Raw genomic sequence first — 7,510 nt, 5'->3', positions numbered from 1 at the left:
AGTCGTTACTACGAACTTTGGAAACGACTGAAGTCGTTACTACGAACTTTGGAAACGACTGAAGTCGTTACTACGAACTTTGGAAACGACTGAAGTCGTTACTACGAACTTTGGAAACGACTGAAGTCGTTACTACGAACGAAGAGAACGCCTGAAGTTGTTACTACGAACGAAGAGAACGACTGGGGGTGAGGACCCAGAACCTCCAAGGTCGATCGCAAAAGGACAGACAAGGGGGGCTAAACAATGGCACAATGAGAAACGCCATAAACAGATAGAAATATAGGTAAAGTCGTGAGTCCGATTGCCCAAGCTATTCCAACTCAACCCGCGATCGCGCGGCGTGCTGTGTTTCCCTTTACTGCTATTGTGGGGCAGGAAGAAATGAAACTGGCATTGCTGCTAAATGTCATTGACCCCAAGATTGGCGGGGTGATGATTATGGGCGATCGCGGCACTGGCAAGTCTACTACCATCCGTGCCTTAGCTGATCTGCTTCCAGAAATTGAAGTGGTGGCAGATGACCCCTTCAACAGTCATCCCTCGGATCCTGAACTGATGAGTGATGTGGTCCGCGATCGCGCCTCTCGGGGAGAAACCTTACCCCTGATGCAGCGCAAGGTGCAAATGATTGATCTCCCTCTCGGTGCCACGGAGGACCGGGTTTGTGGGACCATTGATATTGAAAAAGCCCTCTCAGAAGGGGTAAAAGCCTTTGAACCGGGTTTGTTAGCCAAAGCCAATCGCGGTATCCTCTATGTGGATGAAGTCAACCTCCTCGACGATCACCTCGTGGATGTGTTGTTAGACTCCGCTGCTTCAGGATGGAATACCGTTGAACGCGAAGGGATTTCCATTCGTCACCCGGCGCGATTTGTGTTGGTGGGGTCCGGTAACCCGGAAGAAGGTGAACTCCGTCCCCAATTGCTCGATCGCTTCGGGATGCACGCCGAAATCCGCACGGTGAAAGAACCCGCTTTACGGGTGAAAATCGTTGAGGAACGCTCAGGATTTGACCAAAATCCTAAAACCTATTTGGAACAACACGAAACAGAACAACAAGCGTTACAGCAAAAGCTGATTGATGCTCAAAATCTGTTGCCTTCGGTGAATTTGGATTATGAAATGCGCGTCCAAATTTCCCAGGTTTGTTCTGAGTTGGATGTGGATGGGTTGCGCGGAGATATTGTCACCAACCGCGCTGCCAAGGCGATCGCTGCTTTGGAAGGACGCACGGAAGTCACCCTAGATGATATCCGGCGCGTGATTACCCTTTGTCTGCGTCACCGCTTACGCAAAGACCCCTTGGAATCCATTGATAGTGGTTATAAGGTTCAAAAAGTCTTTAGCAGTGTCTTTGGCGTAGAAATGTCAGAAGAAGGTTAAATCGGTGTAGTGGCGCTGGGGTAGAGTTCATCAAAAAAGCCCTTAAGCGCCTCTACATCCAATGGTTATGGAACAGCGAATTTTAGGAATAGACCCGGGTTTAGCTACATTAGGATTTGGGGCGATCGCCGCTCAAACCGGAGGAACAGGGCGAAGTCGCAGCGAAACCGTTTCTCTGCTCGATTTTGGCATTATTCAAACCCCCGCCAAAACCGACCTCGGTCAGCGGTTATGTACAATTTATGAAGATTTACACGCCCTAATTGAGCAATTTAAACCGGACTTAGTAGCAGCGGAAAAATTGTTCTTTTATCGCATGGGAAACACTATTTTAGTCGCCCAAGCGCGAGGGGTAATTTTACTGGTAGTAGCGCAACATAAATTACCCTTAATCGAATATACCCCCGCCCAAATTAAACAAGGGGTTACAGGTTATGGCAATGCAGATAAATATGATGTGCAACAAGCGGTAGCCAGAGAGTTGAATTTAGAAACAATTCCTAAACCCGATGATGCAGCCGATGCCTTAGCGGTGGCGTTAACCGCCTGGTTTCAGCGGGAAAATTAAGGGGAATTGACCGTTCATTCCCAATCCCTACCCCCAAGTTTCTAGCCGAGCAAGCCCCCTAGAAAGAGAGGCCCCTGGTGCCACAGATCGGTGATAATATTAAGATGGGTAAACATTTACCGATCTAGGAATTGAGCGAGTTATAATAGGTCAAAGTGTAAGGGTGCAGGTCCGGATTTCTGTGAGGGCTGCACAGGCAACTTGATTAGACTTTAATTGCTTAACGGCATGGATATAAATTTAATCAAAGAAATCATCCGGCAAATATGTGGAAATTATTTGATTTGGGTCAGATATTCAGAGATTTGTGGGGTATTGAAAAAGGAATACGAGATTAGTGTTGATCAAGATTTTTTTCTGGATAACAATTATGAATTTAGGATTTACCAAAGGTGTGAACCCAACGATTTTTACATCGCCTTAGCGGAGAATCTTCCTTATCAGAGGTCCTCTCCACAACATTCGCCGAATATGCATTCGTATAGAAGACCTCGTTCAACTAGGGCTATACCCCCTAAAATCAAAACCCGTCAAGATAATATTTTAGAGGTATATGGAATTGATGATACCGAGGAGGATAAAGTTTTTCAAGAAATTAAGACAGCAGCAGACTTTCAGCAAGTGATTGGCAAGATTATCAAAAAATTAGCGAGGGAATCCAACCAACCTGCTATAGATTTCGAGCAGATTGGAAAAGAGTTTTCTACCCTTTATCAACAACCGATTCGGCCTTCTTTAAGGCCATATAATCTAAAACTAATTGATATATTACAAAGTCTTGAGTTTATAACGGTTGACTCTCCAAGGGTTTTCTTAAAAAAGAAGGAATTCTGAGGGGGTTTAACTCAAACGAATCGCCTCCATCCACCCCACGCAGTTCCCTCCCGACGAACTCTCTGGTTTCCCGTGACCCGTTGTCCTCCCGCGCATCGCGGTAGGGAGTCTCAACAGTACCATGAATAGAAGCCGGATTAGTATAACAACTGCGTTAGTCCTGGGTTACAGGAACGGTTAAAAACCGGGTTTCTTGAGAAAATCTGTCGCACTTTGCAGCCAATTCAGGCCAAAAACCCGGTTTCTGGTCCCGTGGAGACAAACTCCCGGTATCAACAGTGGTTTTTATAGAGTAGCCCGCGCAGGCGGGCTTTGTCCGCAAGTGCCCCACCCTTGAGGATTCTGTTGGCTAATCACATAGGGGGTCTGACCCCCTACTTACCTAGGAGAGTCAAGCCCGTTAAAATAGTACCCAAGAAAAACTCATGGTGGTTTAGGGACCCTACCCTGTTTCTCCCCTAATTTATGGAGTGAATCATGACCCTTCATCCTCAAGAACAATGGATTATTCCTGAACAAACCGTTGCCGTGGCAAGGGCCTCGTTCCCGTACATGAAACATTTATATGCTCATGTATGAAGAACTAGGAAGACTCTATACAGATAAAGACTTTCTTGAGCTTTACCCGAACTGTGGTAAGTTAGCCCGGTCTCCGGCCTGTTTAGCGTTGGTTACCTTAATGCAGTTTGCCGAAGGATTAACCGATAGACAAGCAGCCGAATCAGTACGGGCTCGGATTGATTGGAAATATGTGTTAGGGCTAGAATTAACCGATGAGGGTTTTGACCACACCATCTTAAAAGAATGGAGGGACCGCCTAGTTAAAAAAGAGGCCGAATCAATTCTCCTGGACAAAATGTTAGCCCGATTTAAAGAAAAAAAACTGTTAAAAGGTCGAGGAATTCAGCGCACGGATTCAACCCAGGTTTTAGGGGCTATCCGAATGCTCAACCGTTTAGAGTTGGTTGGAGAAACATTACGTCACGCCTTAAATGACTTGTCTAGTCACGCTCCAAATTGGCTGTGTTCTGTTATTCAAGAAGATTGGTTTGACCGCTATAGCTCTAGAGTAGATGCTTATCGGTTACCTAAAGATAAAAGCGAACGTGAACGCTTGGCTTTGACCATCGGAGCCGATGGACATCACTTGCACAGCAGCCATTTACGACGGGGGAACCGCTTTTGATTTATGTGAACTAGAAAGCGTAGAAATTCTCCGACAAGTATGGGTCCAGCAGTATGCTTTTATTAATTCTGAACTCAAATGGCGAGACCCGAAAGACTTGGGCCTTCCTCCTAATTCCATCCAAATTGAAAGCCCTTACGATATTGAAGCTCGTAACGCTACCAAACGGGAGAAAAATTGGACCGGATATCAAGTTCATTTAACCGAAACCTGTGATGAAGATTATCCTCATTTAATCGTGAATGTCGAGACCACTCCAGCCACCACAGTAGATGGGGATATGACTCAAGTTATTCATGAAAAGTTATCGGAGAAAGAATTACTCCCCAAACAACATTTGGTTGATAGCGCCTATGTTGATTCGCACCACTTAGTGACGTTACGTTCAAACTATGAAGTTGAACTGGTGGGTAAAATAAGAACCGACACTTCTTGGCAAGCCCGCAATCAAACCGGATTTGATTTATCCTATTTTAGGATTGATTGGGACCAACAGCAAGTTGGCTGTCCTGTGGGAAAAATCAGTCAATCTTGGCGTAATCGAACGGATAAATCTAATCAACCCGTGATTGAGGTTCATTTTTCTAAAACTGATTGTGCCGATTGTCCTAAACGAGAGCTTTGTACTCATTCCAAAAAAAAACCCCGATTACTCAAGCTCAGACCCCGTGAGCAACACTATGCGTTAATTGAGGCAAGGCATCGTCAAACTACTGAGGCATTTAAACAAGATTACGCCCTTCGTGCTGGTTGTGAAGCCACCATCAGCCAAGGGGTAAGGGCATTTGATTTACGTCGCTCGCGTTATTCGGGTCTAGCCAAAACCCATTTACAGCATATAGCAATAGCCACAGCTATGAATGTAAGTCGTTTGTTTGAGTGGTGGACACAACCCTTTAAGGTTCTGCGTCGCCCGAGCGCTTTTGCTGCTCTTAAAGCTCAATATCCGCCGCCCCACTTTTTCTGATTCTAGTCGAATGTTGCTTGGGGGGTAATACCCCCCATGTGATTAGCCAACAGAATCCTGATAGGATAGATCAAAGCAACTCCAAATCAGCTCTAGGGATAACGTTATGGTTCCGACTACCGCGATCCGTTTACCCAATCACAGGTGGCAGATTTATCCTCAAAAACCCGAACTCGCCCAGCAGATTGCTGAGGCAGTGGCGCTGCCACCGATTTTGGCGCAAGCAGTTATCGATCGCGGCATTGAAACCGTAGAAGAAGTCAAGGCATTTTTAGACCCGGAATCGGTGAGTTTGCCTCCTCCGGTGGAGGATTTTCCAGACTTGGCACTGACGGTAGACTTACTAGAAAAGGCGATCGCCAAAGGGTCGAAAATTGCGATTTGTGGCGACTATGATGCCGATGGCATGACCAGTACCGCCCTGTTAATGCGGGCATTACGGGCATTAGGTGCGAATGTGGATTATGCCATTCCCAGTCGGATGGCAGAAGGTTACGGGATTAATGAGCGAATTGTCCGGGAATTTCACGGGGAAGGGGTGCAAATTATTTTAACGGTGGATAATGGCATCGCGGCGGTTAAACCCATCGCCCTCGCCCGAGAATTGGGGATGGATGCGATTATTACGGACCACCATGAACTCCCGGATGAACTGCCTCCGGCAACGGCAATTCTTAACCCAAAACTGATTCGAGAAGAGTCTCCTTATCGGGGAGTTGCTGGGGTGGGCGTTGCCTATATTTTAGCCATTTGTTTAGCACAAAAGTTGGGTCAATCCAAACCCTTAATCAAACCTTTACGAGAATTATTAACCCTGGGAACTATTGCGGATTTAGCCCCGTTAACGGGAGTAAATCGCCGCTGGGTTAAACGAGGATTGCGCCAGTTACCAGAGTCGGAGTTGGCAGGGGTACAAGCGTTAATTCAGGTTTCCGGTGCCAGTAGCAGTGGGAAAACCATGAAACCGGATGAAATCGGGTTTCGGTTGGGACCGCGCATTAATGCGGTGGGACGGATTGGTGACCCGCAGGTGGCGATCGAACTGCTGACGACGGATGATCCCGGGATTGCCTTAACTCGGGCGATGCAGTGCGAACAAATCAATCAGGACCGTCAGCAGATGTGCGAAACCATCGAGGCGGAAGCGATTGCCTGGGTTGAAAGCAGTGGGATTGATTATTTAGGCAGTCGGGTGTTAGTGGTGGTCCAACCGGGTTGGCATCATGGTACTATTGGGATTGTGGCCTCTCGCTTGGTGGAACGCTACGGTGTGCCGGTATTTATTGGCACTTATGAGGACGATCGCCAGGAACATATACGCGGATCGGCGCGGAGTATTCCAGAATTTCATGTGTTTGAGGCGATGCAACATTGCGATCGCTGGTTGGGAAAATATGGCGGACATCGCGCTGCCGGGGGATTTACCCTAAGTTCGGAAAACTTAGACGGGTTTCGCCAAGGGTTAAGTGAGTTTGCTCATGGATGTCTGGAACCTCATCATCTCAAACCGGCGATCGCCATTAATGTGCTGGCGGAATTTGAGCAAATTGACCTCGACTTATACCGGGAAATCGATCGCCTCCACCCTTGCGGCATCGAAAACCCATCCCCGGTATTCTGGACGCCGAACGTAGAAGTGGTGCACCAGCGTATCGTCGGCAAAGGACATATCAAAGTTACCCTAGAAAGCTCAACTCACAGTTTCCACCCCAATTCGTCAAAAATTGCCACGCCGCGTCGGATTCAAGGGATTGCATGGCGCTGGGGGGATTATTTTCCCCTGCCTCGATACATTGATGTGGCCTATAAGTTGCGGGAAAATACTTGGAATGGTCAGACCAATGTAGAATTAGAACTAATCAGCGCCCGTCTGCCTGAGAACGAAGAGAGTCGCCCGAGTGAGATTACCCAACCGTCAGCGCCACCTCCACCCCCAGTTCGGCGATCGCTGAAAACGCCAATGAAACAACCTGTACAGGAATCCTTTCCCCAGACAACGGGGCCCATTACTGCGCCTCGGGTGACTCCGGTGATTCCCGAAGCACCTCCGGTGACGGTTAATCCAGAATGGTTATCGGGGATTTCCTTGCAATCGTTACTCACTCACTTACAGGGTCGAGTGTTGTTCTATGGTGCCGGTAGACCAGAAATTGGCGCGACAGCTTGTGAAGTTGAGTGGAACTTTCCCAAACGACCTTGTGATACGTTGTTACTCTGGACGTTACCCCCTTCCGGGACTCATTTGCAATGGTTGCTGGCGAAAGGGATGCCGCGTCAGGTGTATGTTTACAATCACCTACCGCCTTTGCCGTCACCGATGCAGTTGCGATCGCACCTGCGCGATCGCCTCCAAGAGGCGGGGACTCAACCCTTGAACTTGTTGCAACTCGGGCAAGAATTGTGGGTGGCACCGAGTACCTTATTGGCTGCTTTACGGGAATTGGGGGATTCTTATCCGGAATTTCCTCCTACCCAAACCCTCGATCTCGAATTAGAACGGTTGTATCGATGGTATGCCTTTCCCCCGGGAAAATTAGCACAAATTAATTGGCGATCGCCCTTGCATTAG

The 7,510-nt window shown here is 47.7% G+C and carries 4 protein-coding genes and 1 pseudogene; all 5 read left to right on the top strand.

Annotated features, from left to right (window positions below):
- Positions 1–294 precede the first annotated feature (294 nt).
- Positions 295–1,386 (top strand): magnesium chelatase ATPase subunit I, encoded by a 1,092-nt coding sequence (bchI, locus tag NG833_RS17410; RefSeq protein ID WP_254566551.1) that lies wholly within the window; start codon positions 295–297, stop codon positions 1,384–1,386.
- Positions 1,387–1,453: 67 nt separating this feature from the next.
- Positions 1,454–1,954, top strand: a complete 501-nt coding sequence (ruvC, locus tag NG833_RS17405; RefSeq protein ID WP_254566550.1) for a crossover junction endodeoxyribonuclease RuvC — start codon at positions 1,454–1,456, stop codon at positions 1,952–1,954.
- A gap of 228 nt (positions 1,955–2,182) precedes the next feature.
- Complete coding sequence (locus NG833_RS17400) at positions 2,183–2,788, top strand: hypothetical protein (RefSeq protein ID WP_254566549.1); 606 nt, start codon at positions 2,183–2,185, stop codon at positions 2,786–2,788.
- 477 nt (positions 2,789–3,265) lie between these two features.
- Positions 3,266–4,941: pseudogene (locus tag NG833_RS30990) on the top strand (IS1182 family transposase).
- Positions 4,942–5,047: 106 nt separating this feature from the next.
- Positions 5,048–7,510: a single-stranded-DNA-specific exonuclease RecJ gene (gene recJ / locus NG833_RS17385; protein ID WP_254566546.1), complete on the top strand. Its 2,463-nt coding sequence runs from the start codon at positions 5,048–5,050 to the stop codon at positions 7,508–7,510.

Source organism: Oscillatoria sp. HE19RPO (assembly GCF_024220515.1).
Classification (GTDB): domain Bacteria; phylum Cyanobacteriota; class Cyanobacteriia; order Cyanobacteriales; family Laspinemataceae; genus Laspinema.
Note: the sequence above shows the minus strand (reverse complement) of the source record. Positions and strands in the feature narration are given on the sequence as shown.